The 21,598-nt window shown below is 61.1% G+C and carries 20 protein-coding genes; 5 read left to right on the top strand and 15 right to left on the bottom strand.

The features are described 5' to 3' along the window. Positions 1-112: 112 nt before the first annotated feature. The 3 genes from alc to puuE all read right to left on the bottom strand — a co-directional run bounded on the left by alc (position 113) and on the right by puuE (position 2,628). Entirely contained in the window at positions 113-1,108 is a 996-nt protein-coding gene (alc, locus tag BT125_RS10020; protein ID WP_003204527.1) for an allantoicase, read from the bottom strand. A gap of 66 nt (positions 1,109-1,174) precedes the next feature. After that, a complete protein-coding gene (gene uraD / locus BT125_RS10015) occupies positions 1,175-1,690 on the bottom strand; it encodes a 2-oxo-4-hydroxy-4-carboxy-5-ureidoimidazoline decarboxylase (RefSeq protein ID WP_072406513.1) in 516 nt (171 codons plus the stop codon). After that, the gene (puuE, locus tag BT125_RS10010; RefSeq protein WP_072406511.1) at positions 1,687-2,628 is read right to left on the bottom strand and encodes an allantoinase PuuE; all 942 of its coding nucleotides are present in this window, start codon (positions 2,626-2,628) and stop codon (positions 1,687-1,689) included. The genes uraD and puuE overlap by 4 nt, the downstream gene beginning before the upstream one ends. A gap of 411 nt (positions 2,629-3,039) precedes the next feature. Between puuE and uraH the strand changes: the two genes are divergently transcribed. Beyond that, positions 3,040-3,393 carry a hydroxyisourate hydrolase gene (gene uraH / locus BT125_RS10005; RefSeq protein ID WP_072406509.1) on the top strand — a complete coding sequence of 118 codons (354 nt, stop codon included), beginning with the start codon at positions 3,040-3,042 and terminating at the stop codon, positions 3,391-3,393. Positions 3,394-3,487: 94 nt separating this feature from the next. Here the strand turns inward: uraH and BT125_RS10000 are convergent, their stop codons facing one another. From BT125_RS10000 to BT125_RS09980, 5 genes are all read right to left on the bottom strand, one after another. Beyond that, on the bottom strand, positions 3,488-4,882 hold the full coding sequence (locus BT125_RS10000) for a hypothetical protein (protein WP_072406508.1): 1,395 nt from the start codon (positions 4,880-4,882) through the stop codon (positions 3,488-3,490). Between the two features lie 345 nt (positions 4,883-5,227). Beyond that, the gene (locus tag BT125_RS09995; protein WP_072406506.1) at positions 5,228-8,953 is read right to left on the bottom strand and encodes a calcium-binding protein; all 3,726 of its coding nucleotides are present in this window, start codon (positions 8,951-8,953) and stop codon (positions 5,228-5,230) included. Between the two features lie 131 nt (positions 8,954-9,084). Further along, positions 9,085-9,714, bottom strand: coding sequence for a LysE family translocator (locus tag BT125_RS09990; protein WP_072406504.1), 630 nt, complete (start codon positions 9,712-9,714; stop codon positions 9,085-9,087). A gap of 61 nt (positions 9,715-9,775) precedes the next feature. After that, positions 9,776-11,125 carry an NCS2 family permease gene (locus BT125_RS09985; RefSeq protein WP_072406502.1) on the bottom strand — a complete coding sequence of 450 codons (1,350 nt, stop codon included), beginning with the start codon at positions 11,123-11,125 and terminating at the stop codon, positions 9,776-9,778. Positions 11,126-11,457: 332 nt separating this feature from the next. Next, positions 11,458-11,895 (bottom strand): MarR family winged helix-turn-helix transcriptional regulator, encoded by a 438-nt coding sequence (locus tag BT125_RS09980; protein WP_060741128.1) that lies wholly within the window; start codon positions 11,893-11,895, stop codon positions 11,458-11,460. An 81-nt stretch (positions 11,896-11,976) separates the two neighbouring features. Here BT125_RS09980 and BT125_RS09975 point away from each other — a divergent pair, with 81 nt between their 5' ends. Then, positions 11,977-13,143: an aminotransferase-like domain-containing protein gene (locus BT125_RS09975; protein ID WP_072406500.1), complete on the top strand. Its 1,167-nt coding sequence runs from the start codon at positions 11,977-11,979 to the stop codon at positions 13,141-13,143. 81 nt (positions 13,144-13,224) lie between these two features. Here the strand turns inward: BT125_RS09975 and BT125_RS09970 are convergent, their stop codons facing one another. The 5 genes from BT125_RS09970 to BT125_RS09950 all read right to left on the bottom strand — a co-directional run bounded on the left by BT125_RS09970 (position 13,225) and on the right by BT125_RS09950 (position 15,996). After that, a complete protein-coding gene (locus tag BT125_RS09970) occupies positions 13,225-13,596 on the bottom strand; it encodes a glutathione S-transferase N-terminal domain-containing protein (RefSeq protein WP_072406608.1) in 372 nt (123 codons plus the stop codon). 104 nt (positions 13,597-13,700) lie between these two features. Next, a complete protein-coding gene (gene folE / locus BT125_RS09965) occupies positions 13,701-14,246 on the bottom strand; it encodes a GTP cyclohydrolase I FolE (RefSeq protein WP_003204506.1) in 546 nt (181 codons plus the stop codon). A 77-nt stretch (positions 14,247-14,323) separates the two neighbouring features. After that, positions 14,324-14,881: a Smr/MutS family protein gene (locus tag BT125_RS09960; protein WP_053146321.1), complete on the bottom strand. Its 558-nt coding sequence runs from the start codon at positions 14,879-14,881 to the stop codon at positions 14,324-14,326. A gap of 73 nt (positions 14,882-14,954) precedes the next feature. Continuing rightward, on the bottom strand, positions 14,955-15,275 hold the full coding sequence (locus BT125_RS09955; protein WP_060741130.1) for a hypothetical protein: 321 nt from the start codon (positions 15,273-15,275) through the stop codon (positions 14,955-14,957). Positions 15,276-15,405: 130 nt separating this feature from the next. Continuing rightward, entirely contained in the window at positions 15,406-15,996 is a 591-nt protein-coding gene (locus tag BT125_RS09950; RefSeq protein ID WP_014339619.1) for a cysteine hydrolase family protein, read from the bottom strand. Positions 15,997-16,250: 254 nt separating this feature from the next. On the opposite strand from BT125_RS09950, the gene prmB reads away from it, so the two are divergent. After that, on the top strand, positions 16,251-17,159 hold the full coding sequence (gene prmB, locus BT125_RS09945; protein WP_072406498.1) for a 50S ribosomal protein L3 N(5)-glutamine methyltransferase: 909 nt from the start codon (positions 16,251-16,253) through the stop codon (positions 17,157-17,159). Positions 17,160-17,299: 140 nt separating this feature from the next. Here the strand turns inward: prmB and BT125_RS09940 are convergent, their stop codons facing one another. Together BT125_RS09940 and BT125_RS09935 are read right to left on the bottom strand one after the other, a co-directional pair. Beyond that, complete coding sequence (locus BT125_RS09940) at positions 17,300-18,088, bottom strand: hypothetical protein (protein ID WP_072406496.1); 789 nt, start codon at positions 18,086-18,088, stop codon at positions 17,300-17,302. Positions 18,089-18,194: 106 nt separating this feature from the next. After that, a complete protein-coding gene (locus BT125_RS09935; RefSeq protein ID WP_072406606.1) occupies positions 18,195-19,160 on the bottom strand; it encodes an alpha/beta hydrolase in 966 nt (321 codons plus the stop codon). A gap of 143 nt (positions 19,161-19,303) precedes the next feature. Here BT125_RS09935 and aroC point away from each other — a divergent pair, with 143 nt between their 5' ends. Continuing rightward, complete coding sequence (gene aroC / locus BT125_RS09930) at positions 19,304-20,395, top strand: chorismate synthase (protein ID WP_060741135.1); 1,092 nt, start codon at positions 19,304-19,306, stop codon at positions 20,393-20,395. 34 nt (positions 20,396-20,429) lie between these two features. Continuing rightward, complete coding sequence (locus tag BT125_RS09925) at positions 20,430-21,575, top strand: MFS transporter (protein ID WP_072406494.1); 1,146 nt, start codon at positions 20,430-20,432, stop codon at positions 21,573-21,575. Positions 21,576-21,598 lie beyond the last annotated feature (23 nt).

Raw genomic sequence — 21,598 nt, 5'->3', positions numbered from 1 at the left:
GTTCAGCTTTTGTGGCGAGGGAGCTTGCTCCCGCTGGGTCGCGAAGCGGCCCTCAAAATGGGACTGCTGCGCAGTCCAGCGGGAGCAAGCTCCCTCGCCACAGGTGCGGTGTTTATTTCGATACCTTGCCCAACACCCGCAGGCGACTCACGCCACCATCGGGGAACACATTGAGGCGGATGTGGGTGATGGGCCCCAGGGCCTTGATCTGCTCGGCGAAGGTGTGTTCGGCGTGCATCTCCAGCTTCTGGCTCGGCAGCAGTTCGCGCCAGAACAGCGATTGGGTTTCGATCTGGCTGTCGGTGCCGCCCTTGACGAACGCGCCCTGGATCGAGCAGCTGTCGGGGTAGTTGCCCTTGAAGTGCAGGGTGTCGACGATGACTTTCTCGACCTCGCCGGCATGGCCCAGGGCGACGATGACCCAGTCATTGCCCGGGGTACGACGACGGGCGGTTTCCCAGCCATCGCCCATGTTCACGCCACGACCCGGGTTGAGGATATTGCTCATGCGGCCGAAGTGCTCGTCGGAGCAGGCCAGGGCGCGGCCACCATTGAGGGCGGCGGCCAGGTCGATCTGTTCGTTGTCGCCCACGGCCGACCAGTCGCGGTACGGAATGCCGTAGACCCGCAACCGGGCCACGCCGCCATCGGGATAGATGTTGAAGCGCAGGTGGCTGAAGGCCTGGTCGTTGCTGATTTCGTGGTAGTGGTGGCTGTTGCCTTGCAGCTCGACCGCCGACAGCACTTCAGTCCACTGGGTGTTTTCGTCCGGCTCGCCTTCGGTCAGGAAGCAGGCTTCCAGGGAGGCCGACGGTGGGTAGTTGCCAGTGAAGAATGAGGTGTCGATGTCCACGCCCTTGATCGAGCCCGCCACACCCAGGCGGATCACCGCGCTGTCGTAGCCTTCGAAGCGCTTGCGCCGCGATTCCCAGCCGTCCATCCACTTGCCGTTATCATCGAACACGCCCTCCTTCCACACGGCCGGGGTCGGCTGGAACAGGCGGTTGGCGTCGGCGAACCAGTCATCGGTGACCGAGATGATCTTGGTGCCCAGGCGGGCGTCGGCCAGGTTGACGAACTTCTCGAAAGGTACGGCGTAAGCTTTCATTCTTCTTGTCTGCCTTTAAATAAGTTGGCTGGGGATGCTTGCAGGTTCCAGGTTCAGGACTGCTCGCTAAAGGGTCAGTAATCGGAACAACGCGATCTTGTTGATCTCTGCCAGTGCGCATTTGAATTCGGCGTCTGCCGAGTGATGGATGCGCGTTTCGAACGCCGCGAGGATCTGGTGCCGGTTGCTGCCTTTTACCGCCATGATGAAGGGAAACTTGAACTTGGCCTTGTAGGCGTCGTTCAGCTCGGTGAAGCGTTGAAACTCTTCGGCCGTGCATTGGTGAATACCGGCGCCGGCCTGTTCGTTCGTGCTGGCTTCGGTCAGTTGGCCCTGGACGGCGGCTTTGCCGGCCAGGTCCGGGTGAGCGTTGATCAGCGCCAGTTGGCTGGCGTGATCGGCGCTCAACAGGATGTCGCTCATGCGCTGGTGCAGGGTCTCGATCTCGTCGATCGAGGGATCCTGGCCCAGGTCAAACGCCTTTTCGGCGACCCAGGGCGAGTGTTCGTAGATATCGGCAAAAGCCCGGACGAAGGCTTCACGGCTCAAGGTGGAAGGCTTGAGGGTCTGGAAGGCGGTCATTTCGAGGCTCCTGGTTTCGAAGCCCCTTGATACGGGTGGGCCTGCTGCCAGTGGCGGGCGATGTCGACACGACGGCTGAACCAGACGTGTTCATGGCCTTTGACGTATTCGAGGAAGCGCTTGAGGGATGCCAGGCGCGCAGGGCGGCCGATCAGCCGGCAATGCAGCCCGATGGAGAGCATCTTCGGCGCCTCGGCACCTTCGGCGTACAACACGTCGAAAGCGTCCTTGAGGTATTGGAAAAAATCGTCACCCTTGTTGAAACCCTGCACCTGGGTGAAGCGCATGTCGTTGGTGTCGAGGGTGTAGGGGATCACCAGGTGCGGCTTGCCGTTCGGGGTGTTCGGTTCCCAGTAGGGCAGGTCGTCGTCGTAGGTGTCGCTGTCATAGAGGAAACCGCCTTCTTCCATCACCAGCCGGCGGGTGTTCGGGCCGGTGCGGCCGGTGTACCACCCCAGCGGACGCTCGCCAGTGATTTCGGTGAGGATGCGGATCGCTTCGAGCATGTGCTCGCGCTCCTGGGCCTCATCCATGTATTGGTAGTCAATCCAGCGATAGCCGTGGCTGCAGATTTCGTGACCGGCGGCGACCATGGCGCGAATCACGTCCGGATGACGCTGGGCGGCCATGGCGACGGCGAAAATGGTCAGTGGGATATCGAATTCCTTGAACAGCTTGAGGACCCGCCAGACACCGGCACGGCTGCCATACTCGTACAGCGATTCCATGCTCATGTTGCGCTCGCCCTGCAGCGGTTGCGCGGCGACCATCTCCGAGAGGAACGCTTCGGATTCCTTGTCGCCATGCAGGACGTTACGCTCGCCACCTTCTTCGTAGTTGAGCACGAAGGACAGGGCGATGCGGGCGTTGCCCGGCCACTGGGGATGGGGAGGGTTATTGCCGTAACCGATCAGGTCGCGTGGGTAGTCAGCGCTCACTGCAGTCTTCCTTCTTGTTCGAACCATGTGGGTGGCGCCCTGATGATGAAAATATAGGCTGGCGTCACGACGATGGAATGATTGTATACAACTTTATGTGCGATTTGTAAGCCTGATTTTCTGCATTTTTCACCGCGGCCCCTGGCTTGTCTACACTGCAAGAAACCTGCCCACTCGGTCAATGAATGGTCAGGAGGATCTTGTTTTCATTTGGTTTGCTTGAGGCTGAGGCCGGCGCGCCATCGCGCAGCCCATGAACGGAATGTTTATTTTTTATTGTGTACAATTTTCTTTTAAAGTGTCTTAATTATCTCATCGCCGTGGCGTTTCGTGCTCCGAAACGGTGCGGCCTCTTTCAACTGATCAGGAGGCGTCGTGCCGGGCTGCCCCGCAGCGAGGCGCGCACAAGCAATGGGACGTTTGACTACTCACGTTTTGGATGCTGCACATGGCTGCCCGGGCAGCGCGATCAAGATTGAGTTGTACCGGGTGGAGGGCTCGCAATTGCAGTTGGTCGCCAGCGCGCAGACCAACAGCGATGGCCGCTGCGATGCACCGTTGCTGCAAGGGGACGACTATCGTTCGGGCGTCTATCAACTGCAATTTCACGCTGGCGATTACTACCGCGCCCGTGGCGTCCAACTGCCCGATCCGGCGTTCCTGGATGTGGTGGTGCTGCGCTTCGGTATTTCGGCCGAGCAGGAGCATTATCACGTGCCCCTGCTGATTTCGCCCTACGCCTATTCCACCTATCGAGGCAGCTGATTCCCCAAGCAGCTGCCTCTCCTGGAAGCGACTGCGCATGGCGCTTCTTTGGTTTTTCGCCCGCTCACACTGCGGGCTTTTTTTTGCCGCCAGCCTACAGCCTGGCGTTGTCATCCCGAATGATAAAGATAGTGTCCGCGTAACCAGGCCGGATCTGTGAACCGCCCTTTAGCCAGATGATTTTGCCGGCCTGATGGGCGTCCTTGACCGCTTGTGCGGCAGCGTCGCCGACCTGTGTCTCCAGGTTGATGCCGGTGGTGTTGGGATTCATGTGGGTGGGCAGGGAGAGTTTCGGCATGCGAGTGCGATGCAGGCTCATGAAAAATACATACTCATGCCCGGTGCGCCGAAACACCAGCGCCGGAAAGCTATTGAAACTGTTGGGCTCCATGACCGTGTAGCCATTGCGCGTCAGGATGCCGGCCATGAAGCGCTTGAGGTCCATCGGCGAGTAGGTCGACATGAAGAAATTCCACTCTCGCGGGAACCGTAGGGGGTCGAAATCCAGCCGATCCAGTCTCCCCGTCGAGGTGGAAATGGGCAGGTCTATCGAACGCGAAGCGCTCGTGATTCCTGAAGAGGTCGGGAGCACAGGCAGCATCAGCAAGGGGTCGGTCCATTGCGGATGGGGCGAGGGAACGGCGTTTTTCCAGCTATGGAAAATCTGCCTCAGTGCGGTCAGGCCCGCAGCGTCGGCGATCGAGGAGCTGTTGGCGAGTTCGAACTGCCTCCTGGCGATATTTTCCAGGGTGACTGTGGTGACCTCGGGAAACACTTCCCTGACATAGGCCGTCAGCGGTTTCTCGAAGGGAAGCCTGGCATCGATCTCCCAATGGTTGTCCGGCGGCACGCGGATTACGCTTCGGGGCTGCTCGTCCGGGGTATGCCTGAGGATGGCCTCCAGCAGGTCAAAATCATAGGCGGGATGGCCAGGTTGCTGGATATAGGCAATGGGGTAGTCCCGTGCGTCGACACGTGTCACCCGCTTATAATGAACGTCGCCGATGGTGATGAAGGCCGGCAGGGTGAGCTTTGGCTCGACCCCCCATTCCTTGCGAAAAACCGGGGGGGGTTCCACTGCGACTTCGCTGGAGGGTGGCGCCGTGCGCTGGCGCTTGGGCGCGGGCCCTTCCAGAGGATCATCGTCCGGCACGTTGTAGCGGGTAATGGTGAGCGTGGCGTCGCTGCCGTGGGAAACCTGCCGCCACAGCAGGCTGCCTTCGACTTGTTCCAGGCGGGGGCCGGACGCAACGAGCTCAGCGCTTGAGCGCGCCCGGTAGTTTTGGTCGGCATCGCGCCCCAATAGCACCGTCCCACCTTCGGCAAGTTTGACGTAAGTCCGGGTCCTGAATGTCTGGATCCCGGAGGTCGGGTCCGGGTCCGACAGCATGGGGATCAGCTCGGGGGAAAGGTAATAATTGTCCAGCGATAGCGAGGCGGGCACATGGGCGATGGCGGCCTGTGAGGTGAGTTCCGCTACCTGGACCACCGTGGGCTGGGCGTCAGCGGCTTCGGTTTGTCGCCCAGGCGACGAGCCGGACGACGAATCGCTGCCATCGACCCTGATAGGGCTCCTGGGCAAGCTTTCGGGTGTGGTATCGCGACTGCCGTGGGGCGTATCGGGAGGCGAAGTTGGAACGTTGGGGCGGGTGTTTTTTCTGGGGCTCATTGACGTTTGCGCTCTTGAATTTGAAAAGTATGGACAATGAATACGTCGTCGCCCGTCGTGTGGATTGACGGGCAACGCGCTGGAATATGTTCTTGAAAAATCAACGGGCGGGTGCAGTACATATGTATTGCGTCTGCAAGAGACGTTCGCAGTCGCTCGTCAGGGCTAGGTCTGGCTGGAGACGATCTCGCCTGGGGAGAGCAGCCAACGCCAATGAGGAAGTTCCAGGCCAAAAGTCGGGCTCAGCGCGATGGCCTGCGCAAGCATCAGTGACTTGTTCAACGTCGTGCCTTCGGCCCATTTCACGCACTGTTCGCGCAACAAGCGCAGCGCTTCGTCGTCCAAGGGTGGGTTCTGGCTGAGCCCTTCGCGAGCCAGGTCCTGATAAAGGCTGAGGTGGTGATCGCACAAGTTGGTTTTTCTTAGCCTCGTTGCGGCGATGGCCCGGGATTCATCGGTATCGAGGGTCCACCGGCGCGCCTTGAGGTGATAACTCAGTGAGCCAGGCGAGCCATCTTTGAGCGCCATGTTGGATACCCTCAGTTGTGCCGATGCCAACCGTGACAATTCGGGGGACAGGGCGGCTTCGGGATCGACCGGGGGCGAAAAATACCGGCCGTCCAGTGCCGTTACATAGACGCGCTCAAACAGGCTGTCGACTGCATGGACGACCCCCTGGGCCGTGATGACGCGTACCTGGTCAACGAGGTCGTCCTCTGCATAGGCGGGTAGATGAAGGATCGTCGTGCCTACCTGCAGCAGATTATTGGCCAGCTTGATCTCGACCTCTCCGAGGCGGGTGGCGTCGAGTTCCCAAGTGGATGCCTGGGGCAGTCGGGGATTGGCGCCGGCCAGTGCGCCTGGCGTGGTCAGCCGTAGTGTCATGCCCGGGCTCAGGTGGACAAGGTACGTGGAGCCTTGGCCTGTCAGCACTTCGATACCGGTCTGCTCAACGGCTGGCGTGAGCATCGCGCAAGTGGCCTGGCTGCCCATGGGATGGGGCTTCTTATCCAGGGGCTGGAGAAACGCGTAGTGCTTTCTGGTCGGCGTGAGTGAAAGGGGGGCTTGTGTCTTCCATTGCACCGGATCCTTGTCGATGAATCCCTTATCCAGCAACCGCGCGGGGTCGGGGGTGGGGATGGCCAGGCGGTAGGAGGCGCCGTCGCGCATGATCAGGATAAACGTGTGCTGCGAATCCAATGCGGAAAACGCACGTCGCCCGGTGGTCTTTGTCCGCGCGCTGTAGCGCTCATCGGAACGGGCCAGGTTGTTCAGGACGACACGGCGACTGCCAAAATCCAGGGTGAGACCGCACTCACCATATTTCACCGTGTCCCCTCCGTCTTCCAGGATGACATAGGCGTTGTAGTGAGCTTCGACCCGGGTCAGTTCGCTATGGGCATAGTCCAGGTGAAGCGTGGTGCAATACTCACTTTTCTGTCTCACCTTGAGCGTAGTGAATTCAATCAACCGGGAAACGTAGTAGCTCGTGTCCTTATCGTGGGCCACCCAGCGCTCGCTTCGGTCATTGAGGATGGCCGGGTTCCGGGGGATGCCGTGTTGCACCATGACCGCTTCAATGACGAGGGGGCTGTCGTGCTCCAGCGTCTCCGGCAGGTCTGGCACCCAGTGGAAGCCGTCCTTTGTAGTGAAGGTCAGGCGGGTGTTCTGTAATGCTCTTGGATAGTCCGTATCGGCATAGACATTGTTGAGGGTGACTTTGCGTGACTCCCAGTCATTGCCATCGAAGCACGACGTTATCACCAGGTTGCCCTGCTCGATCACCCAGCTTTCAATCAGATCGGCGCGCCAGTCCAGGGAAATGACGCTGCTGCCCATGCCGTCCTCGGTGATCGATACGTGGCCGGGTTTATGGGCGATGACGTAGGCATCGTCCCCGGGCCCGCCGTCGGCGTTGCGGTTGTTGCCGCCGAGAATGAATATCCGGTCGTCTCCCGCGCCAGCCTCGATGAGATCGTTGCCCCGGGACTTGATGATGTTCGCGCCGGCGCTGCCCTTGATGACATGGGTGCCGCCCTCAAGGATTTCCACATGTTCGATGCCTTCAAGAAGCGCGTGGCGATACTGTCCGCTTTCGGTCTTGGAAGCTTCCTGAGTGATGATGGACGCCTGCCCTGCCTCCAGGTCGATGTGATAACCCAGTCGCGGCACCTGGCCATGGCCGGGATTGCCGGCCAGTATCAACGTGTCGTTACCCGAGCCACCTACCAGCCGGTTCGGCGCAGGTACTTCGTCTCCTGGGGCAATGGATGTCGAGCCTTCGAAAACGAATACATCGTCTTTCGCGCCGCCCCTCAGCCGCTTGACGCCTGATCCGTAGTGGAAAACGTTCGGCTTGTTTTCAACCCCGAAAACCGTGTCATTGCCGCCGCCGATATACCAACGGATGCCTTTGTGCTCCGCCGCCGCTTCGATGACTGCGCCAGGCGTTTCGAGCGTGACGCCTTGGCGGGCATCAATCCAGTCATCGCTGTCCTTGATTTTCGGGCGCGCGTTCGTTGCCTGATACTTTTCGCCGGTCCACCAGTTCCAGGTGTTGTAGGTCACTCGCTCGAGTTCCACGGTGAATCGACCGTTCACGATCGCCTCGGTGCTGTCTTTCAACGGCCCCTTGAGCAAGTTCAAGGCGTTGGCCCGCAGTTGCCTGGTGTGTTCGGCGGTCGCCTTGGCGAGGGTGTAGCGCTCCTGGATATCGTCGTCAGGGCTGATTGTCCAGAAGGCGAACCAACCCGTTCGCAGGCGCTCGTGGGCACTGAGGGTTATGTAGTCGTCGATCTCATCGACCTGGCGAATCGCCCCCCAGACCTGTGACCCGACCACCAGGATAAGCCCGGCGGCAAGGCCCACCGGACCGGCTGAACTGAAGCCCGCCAGTGCGGCCAAGCCGATGGTCAGGGTCATGGCGGCGCTGGTGACGCTCAAGGCGGCGCTGACGTAATGATCGGTGGCCGCTTTGCCACTCGCGTTGGCGGCGGCCTTGAAAGCGTCAACTGCGGAGACGATATCGAAAGGCAGGGTCAACACGCTGGCAATCAGCCCACTCCCCCGAGCCAGTCGAGTCGCGAAGGTGGTTTTCGCGAAATCCCCCAGGGAGCGCTGACCGGCTCGGATCATTTGCGTGGCTTGTCGGGTCACCAGCGCTTCGACGCCCAAGGAAGCCACTTCGGCGGCCACGCTGGCGCCGTTGAACAGGGTCTGGTAGTCGTCCTTGTTGCGGATGGCGTCTTGCAGGCCGCGCAGGCCGCTGTAGATTCCGAAGGCCTGGAGTCCCAGGCCGGTGGGGATGAGGATCTGGCTTTTGGTCTTGTTTACCCAGTTCAGTGACGTCTGGGCAAACTGATGAGGGTCGAGGCCCTGCGCAGACTTCAGGAGTTTTTCCAGGATCTTGTGATAACTGCCCGCTTCAGTCTGTACTGCAAGGTGTACTCTTAATAACGGGCGTGCAGAGCGTGAGCGTTGGCTGGCTATTTCAAAAAGCAATGTCGGCAGGCGATAGTCGTTTGCATCGGCGGTCAGTTTTATATGGGTTTCGACATCCGCTGCATTGAACTGCAGTGAGTCCAGGAAAAAACGACTGGCGATGCGAAAGAAACTGTTTTCACCGTTCAATACCTGACCGTCAGTGGTTGCACCCAGCGCATTCAGGGCGGAGCGGGTCACGGCTACGGAGCCGATCTGGAGCGGGCCGTAAAGTTTGTCGACGACTTCGAGTTGGGCTTGCCGGTGCTTGTGTTCCGGATTGAGTCGCGATTGATCGGCGACTTTGAAGTCGAGCGTCTCGATCGTATGCTCATTGGCCTGAAAGACAATATCGCTAATGACGACACCCCGGTCGTCAGCAGCGGAAGAGGGCGCTATAAGTTGGGCCATTGCGAACTTCCTTGTTCAACGATGTTTGAATTGGCCCTCTATGTAAGGTGTTTTCCCGAGTGCTGTATATCGATGGGTTGTTGCGATGTTTTGCGAATGCCGCACACAAAGGCATTCGCAAAACCGAGGGCTCAGTGGGCGGACATTAAGGAGGCTGCACCCGCGCCGCCAAACAGGCCCGCGCTGATCCGGTTGAACCAGCTCTGGCCCTTGCCGGTACGCAGATAGCGCGCCGCGCCGTGGGCGCCGAGGCCGTAGGCCAGCTTGCAGAGCAGGTCGAGTACGGTCCAGGTGGCGATCATGATCAGCAGTTGCGGCAGGAAGGGTTGTTCGGCGCTCAAGAACTGCGGCAGGAACGCGGCAAAAAACAGGATGTCCTTCGGATTGCTGGCGCCCAGCACGAACGCCCGGCCGAACAACGCACGGAAACGTGGCACTGCGGCGGCCTGGGGCACTTCGGCGCCTTGGGCAGGTTGCCGCGATTGTTGCCAGCTCTGCCAGGCCAGGTAGAACAGGTACAGGGCACCGACGATTTTCAGGGCGCTGAACAATTGCTCCGACGCCAGCAGCAACGCACCGAGCCCCAGCGCCGAAGCGCTCAGCAGGCAGATCGACGCGATCACCCCGCCGAGGAATGCCGGGTACGAGCGGCGCAGGCCGTAGTTCAGGCTGTTGCCGATCATCAACAGCGACAGCGGGCCAGGGATGAGGATCACCACCAAGGCGGCGCCACTGAACAACAGCCAGGTTTCCAGATTCATTGCTTTGCTCCTGATGGACAAAAGCCTCACCCAAGGGTGAGGCGGGTGGATACGGTATCGCTTACAAGAAGATGAACTTGGCGATGAAGATCGCGCAGAGCACCCACAGGCTGATGGAGATTTCCTTGTGTTTACCGGTACCGGCCTTGAGCACCACGTAGGTGATGAACCCCAGGGCGATACCGTCGGCGACCGAGAACGTCAGGGGCATCATGATGGCCGTGACGATGGCCGGAATGCTGTCGGTCGGTTCGTCCCATTCGATGTGGGCCATGCCGCCCATCATCAGCATGGCCACGTAGATCAACGCGCCGGCGGTGGCATAGGCCGGGATCATCCCGGCCAGCGGTGCGAAGAACATGGCGGCAATAAATAGCACACCGACGGTCACGGCGGTAAGCCCCGTGCGGCCGCCGGCAGCCACACCGGCGGCGCTTTCCACGTAGCTGGTCACCGGCGGCACACCGACCATGGCGCCGAATACGCTGGAGGCGCTGTCGGCTTTCAAGGCGCGGGACAGGTTCTCGATCTTGCCATCGGCTTTCACCAGGCCGGCGCGCTGGGCAACGCCCATCAAGGTGCCGGCGGTGTCGAACATGTGCACGAACAGGAAGGCCAGCACTACGCTGATCATGCTGACGTTGAACACACCGGCCACGTCCATCGCCATCCAGGTCGGGGCCAGGCTGGGTGGGGTCGACATGACGCCGTTGTACTGCACCAACCCCAGGCCCCAACCGGCCAGGGTCACAGCGATGATGCTGATCAGGATCGCCCCGAACACGCGGTGATAACTGAGCACGGCGATCATCAGGAAACACACCGCAGCCAACAACGGACCGGGCTCACGCAACGAACCGAGCTTGATCAGGGTGGCGGGGCTGTCGACGATGATCCCGGCGGTTTTCAGGCCGATCAGCCCGAGGAACAACCCGACCCCCGCACCCATGGCGAACCGCAGGCTCACGGGAATGCTGTTGAGCAGCCACTCGCGCACCCGTGACAGGGTCAGGATCATGAACAGCACACCGGAAATGAATACCGCGCCCAACGCGGTTTCCCAGTTGTAGCCCATGGTCCCGACCACGGTGTAGGTAAAGAAGGCGTTCAGGCCCATGCCCGGTGCCAGGCCCACCGGCCAGTTGGCGTACAGGCCCATCAACAGGCAGCCCAGGGCGGCGGCGATGCAGGTGGCGACGAACGCTGCACCGTGATCGATACCGGCGTCGGCCATGATGTTGGGGTTGACGAAGATGATGTAGGCCATGGTGATGAAGGTCGTCAGGCCGGCAATCAGCTCGGTCTTCACCGTGGTGCCATGCAAGCTGAGTTTGAAGATGCGTTCCAGCCAGCCACTGCGTAGTGGCGGCGAGAGGTCCAGCGTCCGGGCTTCGGGTTTGCGGCTTTCCACAGCGAGTACTCCTCAAGAGTCTTATTGTTATTTCCAGCATCGCAAACGCCCTGGGGTGGCTGCGATGCGCTGAGGCAGGTAAGGCTGGCGAAGTATGTTGACCTTTTGGTCAGGAACTCGCACGAAGCGAATTATGCTTTTGTATACAAATAATGCAAATAATGTTTTCTGTGTTGTCGACGAAATGTCGGGTGATAGGGATATATCGACCTTGCGGGCGCTATCGCGAGTGAGCTCCCTCCCACAATGGGCTGTGGTGAATGCAAGATTTGTGTCTGGCGACGTCCCCTGTGGGAGCGAGCTTGCTCGCGATAGCGTCGGATCAGACGCCTTCAGTCGCCAGACTTGCCCAGTGCCAGGTTCACCGCCAACCATCCATTCACCGCAGCCTCCCCAGCCTCGGCAAACACCCGCTCCAGCAATTTCACCTGCTCACGCCGCAACGCCTGCTCGAACCGCTCGCCCTCGGCCGTCAGCTCCAACAGCCGCTTACGCTTGTCAGTCTCGGACGCGACGCTGTTCACCAGATGCATTTCCATCAACTGCCGCAACGGCATGTTTAGTGCCTGCTTGCTCACCCCGAGCAGGGCCAGTAATTCCTTCACGCTCAAGGACGGGTAGCGGGCGATGAAAAAAACGATGCGCTGGTGGACCCGACTCAACCCACGACGCTCGAGCATTTCATCGGCCTTGGCAGTGAACGCCTGGTAACCGAAGAAAAACGCTTCCATGGCCATTTGTTGGGAAGTCGGGTTTTTAAGGTCAATCATGTTGACGTATCCAGAGAGGTCGGAGTAATTTCGGTCAATCAGTTTGACTCATTCTTCCAGCGACCCGCTACAGGTGACCCCATGGCTTTTTCCGAACGTGTCTCGCGCCTCAAAAGTTCTTTGATTCGAGAAATCCTCGCGGCGGCGCAGCGCCCTGAAGTGATGTCGTTCGCCGGCGGCCTGCCGGCCGAAGCCATGCTACCGAAAGTGGAATGGACGGCCATGCCGTTGTCCATGGGGCAGTACGGCATGAGCGAAGGCGAACCGGCCCTGCGCGAAGCCCTGGCGGCCCAGGCGCGGGGGCTGGGCTTGGCCTGTGAGGCGAGTCAGGTGTTGGTGGTCAGCGGCTCCCAGCAAACCCTCGACCTGGCGGCCAAGCTGCACATCGACGTGGGCACTGAAGTGATGCTCGAAGCGCCGACCTACCTGGCGGCGTTGCAGATTTTCCAACTGTTCGGTGCCGACTGCATCACCGTGCCCCTGGAGGCCGACGGCCCAGACCTCCACCAGTTGCGGACCCGCCTGGAGCAGCATCGGCCAGCGTTCATCTACCTGATTCCGACGTTCCAGAACCCCTCGGCGGTGCGCTACAGCGAAGCCAAGCGCGATGCCGTGGCGGCGCTGCTGGACGAGTTTGGCGTTACCCTGATCGAGGACGAACCCTATCGCGAGCTGACGTTCGATGGCGGCAGTGCCACGCCGATCGTCAGTCGCTTGAAGAAGGCCAGTTGGATCTACACCGGTACCGTGTCGAAAACCCTGTTGCCGGGGCTACGGGTGGGCTACCTGATCGCCAGCCCGGATTTGTTCCCGCATTTGCTGCGGCTCAAGCAGTCGGCGGACCTGCACACCAACCGCATCGGTCAGTGGCAGGCGCTGCAATGGATCGGTACCGAACAGTACCGCAGCCATTTGAGCGAATTGAGGGATTTCTACCGGGACCGTCGCGATCGGTTCCAGGCAGCGTTGCAAAAGCATTTCTCTGATATCGCGGACTGGAACGTGCCCCAGGGCGGGTTGTTTTTCTGGCTGACCCTCAGGCAACCGCTGGACACCCGCACCTTGCTCGCCGCCGCGCTGGCGGCCGACGTTGCGTTCATGCCGGGGGAGCCGTTCTTCCCCGAGCCGGACCTGCATCCGGGGCACTTGCGCTTGAACTTCAGCCACATCGACCAGGCGCGGCTGGATGAAGGGCTCAAGCGGTTGGCGGAGGTGGTGCGGGAGGCGTTGGCTGCAAAAGCGGCCTGATATCAGGGGGCTTTGTGGTGGCTGTCCGGGCCCCATCGCGAGCAAGCTCGCGATGAGGCCAGTAGTCACAGTAGAAAATGGTCAGGCTGCAGAGAACCGCTTATCCAGATACTCAATGATCACCTTGGAGTCATACATCCAGGTGGTCTCGCCATTTTCTTCAATACGCAGGCACGGCACTTTGATCTTGCCGCCTTGTTCCAGCAGCGTCTGGCGATCTTGGGCGTTGTTCTTCGCATCGCGCAGCGCCACCGGTACGTTGAGGCGGCGCAAGGTGCGGCGGGTCTTCACGCAGAACGGGCAGGCGTGGAACTGATAGAGCGTCAGGCTGCGGGCGGCCTGGTCGACCTGCGCCTGGGCCTCGGCCGGGCGCTGTTTCTTGCTTGGGCGAGTGATGAAGTCGATGAGGATGATGAGCTGGCCCAGGCCAACTCGAAGCGCTTTGACGATCACGGTATTCAGCCTCGCGGCGGGGAAGAGGAGGGCGCGCAGCTTACCTGATTTTTCACCGGCGAAAAAAAACCGGCGATCAATGCCGGTTTTCTTCACGCGACGGGTTACTTGATGAGGCTGAGGAATTCGCTGCGAGTGGCGGCGTTTTCCCGGAACTCGCCGAGCATCACCGAAGTGATCATCGAGGAGTTCTGCTTTTCCACACCGCGCATCATCATGCACATGTGCTTGGCCTCGATCACCACCGCCACACCCAGGGCGCCGGTCACTTGCTGGACCGCGTCGGCGATCTGGCGGCTGAGGTTTTCCTGGATCTGCAGGCGCCGCGCATACATGTCGACAATGCGCGCGACTTTCGATAACCCCAGCACCTTGCCGCTCGGGATGTAGGCCACGTGGGCCTTGCCGATGAAAGGCAGCAGGTGGTGTTCGCACAGCGAGTACAACTCGATGTCCTTGACCAGCACCATCTCGCTGTTATCGGAGCTGAACAAGGCACCGTTGGTGACTTCTTCCAGCGTTTGTTCATAACCGCGGCAGAGGTACTGCATGGCCTTGGCAGCGCGCTTGGGCGTATCGAGCAGGCCCTCGCGGGAAACGTCCTCGCCCAGTTGGCCGAGAATCGCGGTGTAATTCTGTTCCAGAGACATGAAGCTACCTGTGGGATTTTTCGCAAAGGGCAAGGGTACGGTGGCGGACACGGCGCTGCAAGCTCGGCAAGCGAGGGCTATTCGTCGCGGCCTTCCATCATGGTGCGCTTGAGCATCACGTAGACCGCCCCGGCGCCGCCGTGTTTCGCCTGGCAGGAGGTGAAGCCCAGCACTTGCGGGTGCTGGCGCAACCAGGTGTTGACGTGGCTCTTGATCATCGGTCGCTTGCCGTCCAGGCGCACGGCTTTGCCATGGGTGACGCGCACGCAGCGGATTTCGAATCGGGTGGCTTCGGCCAGGAATGCCCAAAGGGTTTCCCGGGCCTTTTCGACGCTCATGCCGTGCAGGTCAAGGCTGCCTTCGAAGGGGATCTGGCCGACCTTCAGCTTGCGCATCTGGCTTTCCTGGACACCGTCGCGGGCCCACATCAACTCGTCTTCCGGCCCGACGTCGATCACGAACTGATCGGACAGTCCGTCCACGGTCGTGGCGTCGGTGCGCACGGTGGCGGCTTGGCGCAGTTTGGCGATTTGCGCGCGATCGGCCTTGGGCTTGCCGGTCTCGGCACGGTCGTGCTTGATCGGTTTTACGCCCTGGATCGCACTTTTGAACAGGGAAAAGTCGTCGTCTTGCATGTCAGCCTCCGCGAAGCCGACCAGTTTACCCAACTCTGGCGGGATCAGGCGCGACAAAACGTCGGGTGGCGGATCAGTCGTGTTTTTTCATCAGGTGCGGAGCCATGGCCAGCTCCAGGGATTGGCGGGCGCGACGGCGGCAGCGGCGCCAGAGCCAGACGCCCAATAGCAATACGACAAGACCGGCTGCCAGGATAATTGCCGAACCCAGCGGGGTGGCATTCAACTCGCCCAGTGCGGGTGGACGGCCCAGCAGGCTGGCCGCACCGGCCATGGCCAGCAGTACACCGAGTGTTGCCAGGAGCGCAGCGATCGCCGCGCCAAAACGAAAACGCCAGTTGCTCGGGCCCTTGGGCCGCAAGCGACGGGCGTCAAAACCATCGGATAACTTCATTCCGACCTTCCTCAATGGGTATCGGCCCTTCGACCGGAAGATATTCGGGTTGTTCCTGAAGGTAGGGCAATTGCGGCAAATGAGAGGCTTTTGCGGATGAGCGGCAGGACGGGCCGCTCATCGAGGTGCATCAGATGAAGTCGCGGGTCAAGGCCAGGGTGGCGAAGTTGTCGGCCATGATCGCCATTTCGGTCTGTTGCACGTGTTCGGCGCTGAGGACGCCGCCTTTGTAAGGCAGGTCGCGGGTGGCGCAGGCGTCTTCCACCAGGGTGCAGCGAAAGCCCAGGTTCTTGGCGGCGCGCACGGTGGTGCTGACACTGGAATGGCTCATGAATCCACACACGATCAGGTCCAAGGGGCCGAAATCTTCCAGGCGCTTTTTCAGTTCGGTGCCGTGGAAGGCGCTGGGTAGCAACTTTTCGACCACGGTTTCGTCGCCCTGGGGTTCGAGGCCGGGAATGAATTCCCCGCGTTCGCCTTGTGGATCAAACAGCCCGCCATGGGTGCCCAGGTGGCGCACATGCACGATCGGGCGACCGGCTGCACGGGCCGCGCCGAGCAGTTGCTTGATGTTCGCGACGGCTGCATCCATGCCGCTCAGGGCCAGGGGCCCTGCGAGGTATTCCTTCTGGGCATCGATGATGATCAAGGTCGCTTGACTCAGGTTGGCCGCTGCATAACCACGGCCGCTGAGTTGAAACATCGTTTTTGGAACGGACATTCTGGGGCTCCTTCGAGTGGGGCTTTTGCGACATTGTCCTCTGGCTGAGCGGTTCTGTGAATCGCTTCCATCGCAAGGGCCGCCGTTGCTGGCCTACAGCCTTGTCAAGATGCTCGTCCTGTTCAATAGATGGTGCAAAAAACGGATGAATCCTACGATTGGTCCGGCCCTTTTCGTTCGTCATCATGGCGCGTTTGGGTGGGGCCGCGTTTGGCTGGTAGACTCGCCCGTCGATTTTTCTGGAGTTTGCCGCCGTGATCACTTCCCGTCTCCGTACCCTGCGCGACCATATCCGTTGGGCCGTCAGCCGTTTCCATGGGGAGGATCTGTTTTTCGGCCATGGCACCGACAATGCGTGGGACGAAGCCCGGCAACTGGTGTTGGGCGCGTTGCACCTGCCGTGGGAAATTGCCGATAGCTACCTGGACTGCCGTCTTGAAGACGAAGAGTTGGTTCATGTGCAGCGTCTGCTGCGTCGGCGTATTGCCGAGCGCATCCCGGCGGCTTACCTGTTGGGTGAGGCCTGGTTCTGCGGCATGTCATTCATCGTCGATGAACGGGTGCTGATTCCGCGCTCGCCCATCGGTGAACTGATCGAAAAGCGTTTTGAGCCTTGGCTGGAACAGGCGCCGGCACGGATTCTCGATCTGTGCACCGGTTCCGGCTGCATCGGCATTGCCTGTGCCGATGAATTCCCGGAGGCCGAGGTGGTGCTGGCCGACCTGTCGTTCGAAGCACTGGAAGTGGCCAACCAGAACATCGAGCGCCATGGCGTCGATGAGCGTGTGTTCACCGTCCAGGGCGATGGTTTCGACGGTTTGCCGGGGCAGCGTTTCGACCTGATCGTGTCGAACCCGCCTTACGTGGATGCGCAAGACTTCGCCGACATGCCGCCGGAATACCAGCACGAACCGGAGTTGGGCCTGGCCTGTGGCGATGATGGCTTGAACCTGGTTCGCCGGATGCTGGCCGAGGCGGCCGATCATCTGACCGAGAAGGGATTGTTGATTGTCGAGGTCGGCAACAGCCAGGTGCACGTCGAGGCGCTGTATCCGGAAGTCGATTTCGCCTGGCTCGACTTCGAGCGCGGTGGCCATGGCGTGTTCATGCTCAGCGCCGAGCAGTGCCGCCAACACCAGGGATTGTTCGCTTCGCGGGTTTGATCCCTCTTATCCATCCGGATACACCCACTGTGGGAGCGAGCTTGCTCGCGATGGCATCGGATCAGCCACATGGAAGTTGACTGATCCATCGCTATCGCGAGCAAGCTCGCTCCCACAGGGTTACTCACACGCTATTGAGTTCAATGGCGCGTCGCAATCCAGATCAGCAATCCCGCCTGGAACATGGCAAAGGCCACCAGGCAGGTGATGGTGAAGCGCAGGCCGGCATCTTCGCGCTTGAACTTGGTGACCTTTTCTTCCTGCTGCTTGAGTTTGACTTCCTGTTCCGCCAGGTTCTGCTCGGCTTGTTGCAGCATTTGCGCGGCTTCAAGAATGGTCACGAACTGCAGCTTCTCGGTGTTCCAGTCCCCGACCAAATTGCCAACCTGGGCCTGCTTGATGCTGCCCTTGAGGTGCTGGGCGTCGGCGTAGGCCACCTCGAAACCCTGGGCCTTGAGAAAGCGGTCGCGGCGCAGGCGAGTGTCTTCGTTCAGGGCGTCCTTGTTATCCAGGTCGGAGCCTTCGACCTGATAGGCCGACCAGCGTTTCTTGGCCCAGGTAATGCCTTGGGCCGCGAGGAAACGGCCGATGCCACGATTCAACGGCTCGATTTGCAGGTTTTCCGGCGAAAAGAACAGGCGTTTTTCGATGTGGTCGGCCCAGACATCCAGGTGATTCTGTTCCTTGCGCACCCGCTGGTTCGGCAGCTGGATGCTCATGCGCAGCAGGCTGCGTTCCTTGCTGTGGCGCTCGACATAGCTGAACTCGACAAACCGCAGCGGCCGCACCCCGGTGGCGCGGTCGGTCTTGAGCGGCGCCAGGCGGAGCATTTTGTGATGCTCGGTATGCACATCGGCCCACGGCAGCTCCACCGCAGACGAGGCGGGGGCTTCGGCAGCGGTGTCGGGGGAAGCTTGAGTTTCAGTCATAACGGCAAAATCCTGTCCAGGCCGGCGGGTCGGTAGCCATTGCGCTATCCGACACCGGGTTATCGGCTGTTTTTGCCAGTACTGAAGCTAAATCGACTAAAACCGCCTAACGCGCGGCTAACGAGTCAATAAAACGCAGAATCCGCGTGCCCAGTTCGGCCGCCAAGGGCAGGTTGGGGTCTTTGTAGGAGGCCAGTTGCCGTTTCACGTCGTTGGGCACGATGCGCATCACGTGGTTCATGCCTTCGATCAGCGCCAGTTCAGCGTCGGGCTTGGCGGCTTTCAACTGCCGGGCATCATCGGTGCTGACCTGGATGTCGTTGCTGCCCTGAATGATCAAGGCTGGCATCTGCAACGCGGCGAAGGCCCGGGCCGGGTCCTGGCGGAACAGCGAGATCAGGTAGGGCTGTACGCTGGGGCGGAAGATGACCTGCAGTTGCGCCGGCACGTTGCTGTCGAGCCGACCGGCCTTGAGGCTGTCGAGCAGCTCATTGCTGCGCAGCATCAACGGCGGTGGCAGGCGGTTGCTCAGTTGTTGGCGCAAGACTTGGTCGATCGGCCGGGCGCTGCCGGACAGCGAAATCACCGCTGCCGCGTTGGCCTGGGGCGCGGCGAGGCTGGCGATCAACGCGCCTTCACTGTGGCCCAGCAGAATCAACGGGCCCAGGCGTGGATCGGCGGCGAGCTTGTGGCTCCAGGCCACGGCATCGGCCACATAGGCCTCGACGCTCAGGTTGCGTTCGTCCGGGGTCGCCGCGAGGCTGGCGGCCACACCACGTTTGTCATAGCGCACGCTGGCGATGTTGTGCCTGGCCAGCACCCAGGCCAGGCGCTTGAGGCTGTCGTTGCGTCCGCCCTCGGGGTTGTTGCCGTCGCGATCCGTAGGACCGGACCCGGAAATGATCAGGACAACCGGCACCGGCGTGTCGGACTTGGGCAGCAACAACGAGCCGAAAAGCTCACCGCTGCCGGTGTCGAGGCTGATGGGGCGTTGCAGCACCGTGGCCTGGGCCAGGCAGGAAAACACGCCGGTAAACAAGGTAATGCTTAGGGCAAGCAGCTTTAACATCATCACGCCATTGGTTGCGAAGGTGCCGGTTGGACTGGTGGCCACCGATAAGGTTCGAGGATGAACTACGCGGGGAGCCTGCGTATACTGGCGCCCACTACGAATCCAAGGTTGAGTCTCTCAGCGTTTTTCACGGAGCACCCTGCATGTCCGGCAATACCTACGGCAAGCTGTTCACTGTCACCACCGCGGGCGAAAGCCATGGCCCGGCGTTGGTCGCCATTGTCGACGGCTGTCCGCCGGGCCTGGAGATTTCCCTGGACGACCTGCAGCGTGACCTGGACCGCCGCAAGCCCGGCACCAGCCGCCACACCACCCAGCGCCAGGAAGCCGATGAAGTCGAAATCCTTTCCGGCGTGTTCGAAGGGCGCACCACCGGCTGCGCCATTGGCCTGCTGATCCGCAACACCGACCAGAAGTCCAAGGACTACTCGGCCATCAAGGACCTGTTCCGCCCGGCCCACGCCGACTACACCTACCACCACAAATACGGCGAGCGCGACTACCGTGGCGGCGGGCGCAGCTCGGCCCGGGAAACCGCCATGCGCGTGGCGGCCGGGGCGATCGCCAAGAAGTACCTGGCCAGCCAGGGCATCGTCATCCGTGGCTACATGAGCCAATTGGGGCCCATCGAAATCCCGTTCAAGACCTGGGACTCGGTGGAGCAGAACGCTTTCTTCTGCCCCGATCCAGACAAGGTGCCGGAGCTCGAGGCCTACATGGACCAACTGCGCCGGGATCAGGATTCGGTCGGCGCGAAGATCACCGTGGTGGCCGAAGGCGTGATGCCGGGCCTGGGCGAGCCGATCTTCGACCGCCTCGACGCCGAGCTGGCCCACGCGCTGATGAGCATCAACGCGGTGAAAGGCGTGGAGATCGGCGCCGGTTTCGCCTGTGTCGCCCAGCGTGGCACCGAGCACCGTGACGAACTGACTCCGGACGGTTTCCTCAGCAACAATGCCGGCGGTATCCTCGGCGGCATTTCCTCGGGCCAGCCGATCGTGGCGCACCTGGCCTTGAAACCGACGTCCAGCATCACCACGCCGGGACGCTCCATCGACATCCATGGCAACCCTGTCGATGTGATCACCAAGGGCCGTCACGACCCGTGCGTCGGCATTCGTGCCACGCCCATCGCTGAGGCGATGATGGCCATCGTGCTAATGGATCACCTGCTGCGTCATCGCGGCCAGAACGCCGACGTCCGCGTCAGCACACCGGTGCTGGGGCAACTTTGATGGCCGGCCTGCCAGCTGCCGTGGCCTGACGACCATGGCGGCACTGCCGTACTGGCGGCTCTCCAGTTTCTATCTGTTCTATTTCGCCCTGCTCGGTTCGACGGCGCCGTTCCTGGCGCTGTATTTCGATCACCTGGGCTTCAACGCGGCGCGCATCGGTGAGCTGGTGGCGATCCCGATGTTGATGCGCTGCGTGGCGCCGAACATCTGGGGCTGGCTGGGGGATTACACCGGCCGACGCCTGGCGATCGTGCGGTTTGGCGCGATCTGCACGCTGCTGACTTTCTCGCTGATCTTCATCGATAAAAGCTATGCCTGGCTGGCGATGGTCATGGCCTTGCATGCGTTTTTCTGGCACGCGGTGTTGCCGCAGTTCGAAGTGATCACCCTGGCCCACTTGAGCGGGCAGGCCTCGCGCTACAGTCAGGTCCGCCTATGGGGGTCCATCGGTTTCATCATCACCGTGGTCCTACTCGGCCGCTTGTTCGAATGGCTGAGCCTGGACATCTACCCGGTAGCGCTGGTGTTGATCATGGCCGGCATCGTCCTTGCCAGCTTCTGGGTGCCCAACGCCCAACCATTGCAGGGGCCGCGAGTCGTGGGGGAGGGCTTCCTGCGGCAACTGCGCAACCCTGGCGTGCTGGCATTCTACATCTGTGTGGGCCTGATGCAGGTGAGCCACGGGCCGTATTACACCTTCCTGACGCTGCACCTCGAACGCCTGGGCTACAGCCGCGGCTTGATCGGGTTGCTCTGGGCGGTCGGTGTGGTGGCAGAGGTTTTGGTCTTCCTGCTGATGAGTCGGATCCTGGCGCGGTTTTCCGTGCGTCGGGTACTGCTGGCGAGTTTCCTGTTGGCGGCGTTGCGCTGGCTGTTGCTGGGCTCGCTGGCCGAGTTCCTCTGGGTGTTGTTGTTCGCCCAGGTGCTGCATGCGGCGACCTTCGGCAGCTTTCACGCCGCGGCCATCCATTTTGTGCAACGCAGCTTCGGTCCTCGCCAGCAAGGCCAGGGGCAGGCGCTGTATGCGGCGCTGGCCGGTACGGGCGGGGCCTTGGGCGCGTTGTACTCCGGCTACAGCTGGAACGCCCTGGGCGCCAGTTGGACGTTCAGCCTCGCCAGCCTCGCCGCCTTCGCGGCAGCCGTTATCATTGCGACACGCATGCAAGAGGACCGGCCATGAGCCTTCGAACCATTAATTTGCTG

Source organism: Pseudomonas sp. NFACC04-2 (genome assembly GCF_900119265.1).
GTDB classification, from domain to species: domain Bacteria; phylum Pseudomonadota; class Gammaproteobacteria; order Pseudomonadales; family Pseudomonadaceae; genus Aquipseudomonas; species Aquipseudomonas fluorescens_AA.
The sequence above is the reverse complement of the archived record's forward strand: the minus strand, read 5'-3'. Positions and strand labels throughout refer to the sequence as shown.

What these genes read in the sequence shown, in the direction of transcription:
- uraD (WP_072406513.1), bottom strand. Translation starts at nt 1,690, where the DNA reads ATGACCGCCTTCCAGACCCTCAAGCCTTCCACCTTGAGCCGTGAAGCC.
- BT125_RS09955 (WP_060741130.1), bottom strand. Translation starts at nt 15,275, where the DNA reads ATGAAGTTATCCGATGGTTTTGACGCCCGTCGCTTGCGGCCCAAGGGC.
- BT125_RS09925 (WP_072406494.1), top strand. Translation starts at nt 20,430, where the DNA reads ATGGCGGCACTGCCGTACTGGCGGCTCTCCAGTTTCTATCTGTTCTAT.
- BT125_RS09990 (WP_072406504.1), bottom strand. Translation starts at nt 9,714, where the DNA reads ATGAATCTGGAAACCTGGCTGTTGTTCAGTGGCGCCGCCTTGGTGGTG.
- BT125_RS09935 (WP_072406606.1), bottom strand. Translation starts at nt 19,160, where the DNA reads ATGATGTTAAAGCTGCTTGCCCTAAGCATTACCTTGTTTACCGGCGTG.
- folE (WP_003204506.1), bottom strand. Translation starts at nt 14,246, where the DNA reads ATGTCTCTGGAACAGAATTACACCGCGATTCTCGGCCAACTGGGCGAG.
- BT125_RS09995 (WP_072406506.1), bottom strand. Translation starts at nt 8,953, where the DNA reads ATGGCCCAACTTATAGCGCCCTCTTCCGCTGCTGACGACCGGGGTGTC.
- BT125_RS09960 (WP_053146321.1), bottom strand. Translation starts at nt 14,881, where the DNA reads ATGCAAGACGACGACTTTTCCCTGTTCAAAAGTGCGATCCAGGGCGTA.
- BT125_RS09975 (WP_072406500.1), top strand. Translation starts at nt 11,977, where the DNA reads ATGGCTTTTTCCGAACGTGTCTCGCGCCTCAAAAGTTCTTTGATTCGA.
- BT125_RS09940 (WP_072406496.1), bottom strand. Translation starts at nt 18,088, where the DNA reads ATGACTGAAACTCAAGCTTCCCCCGACACCGCTGCCGAAGCCCCCGCC.
- BT125_RS09950 (WP_014339619.1), bottom strand. Translation starts at nt 15,996, where the DNA reads ATGTCCGTTCCAAAAACGATGTTTCAACTCAGCGGCCGTGGTTATGCA.
- aroC (WP_060741135.1), top strand. Translation starts at nt 19,304, where the DNA reads ATGTCCGGCAATACCTACGGCAAGCTGTTCACTGTCACCACCGCGGGC.
- BT125_RS09980 (WP_060741128.1), bottom strand. Translation starts at nt 11,895, where the DNA reads ATGATTGACCTTAAAAACCCGACTTCCCAACAAATGGCCATGGAAGCG.
- alc (WP_003204527.1), bottom strand. Translation starts at nt 1,108, where the DNA reads ATGAAAGCTTACGCCGTACCTTTCGAGAAGTTCGTCAACCTGGCCGAC.
- uraH (WP_072406509.1), top strand. Translation starts at nt 3,040, where the DNA reads ATGGGACGTTTGACTACTCACGTTTTGGATGCTGCACATGGCTGCCCG.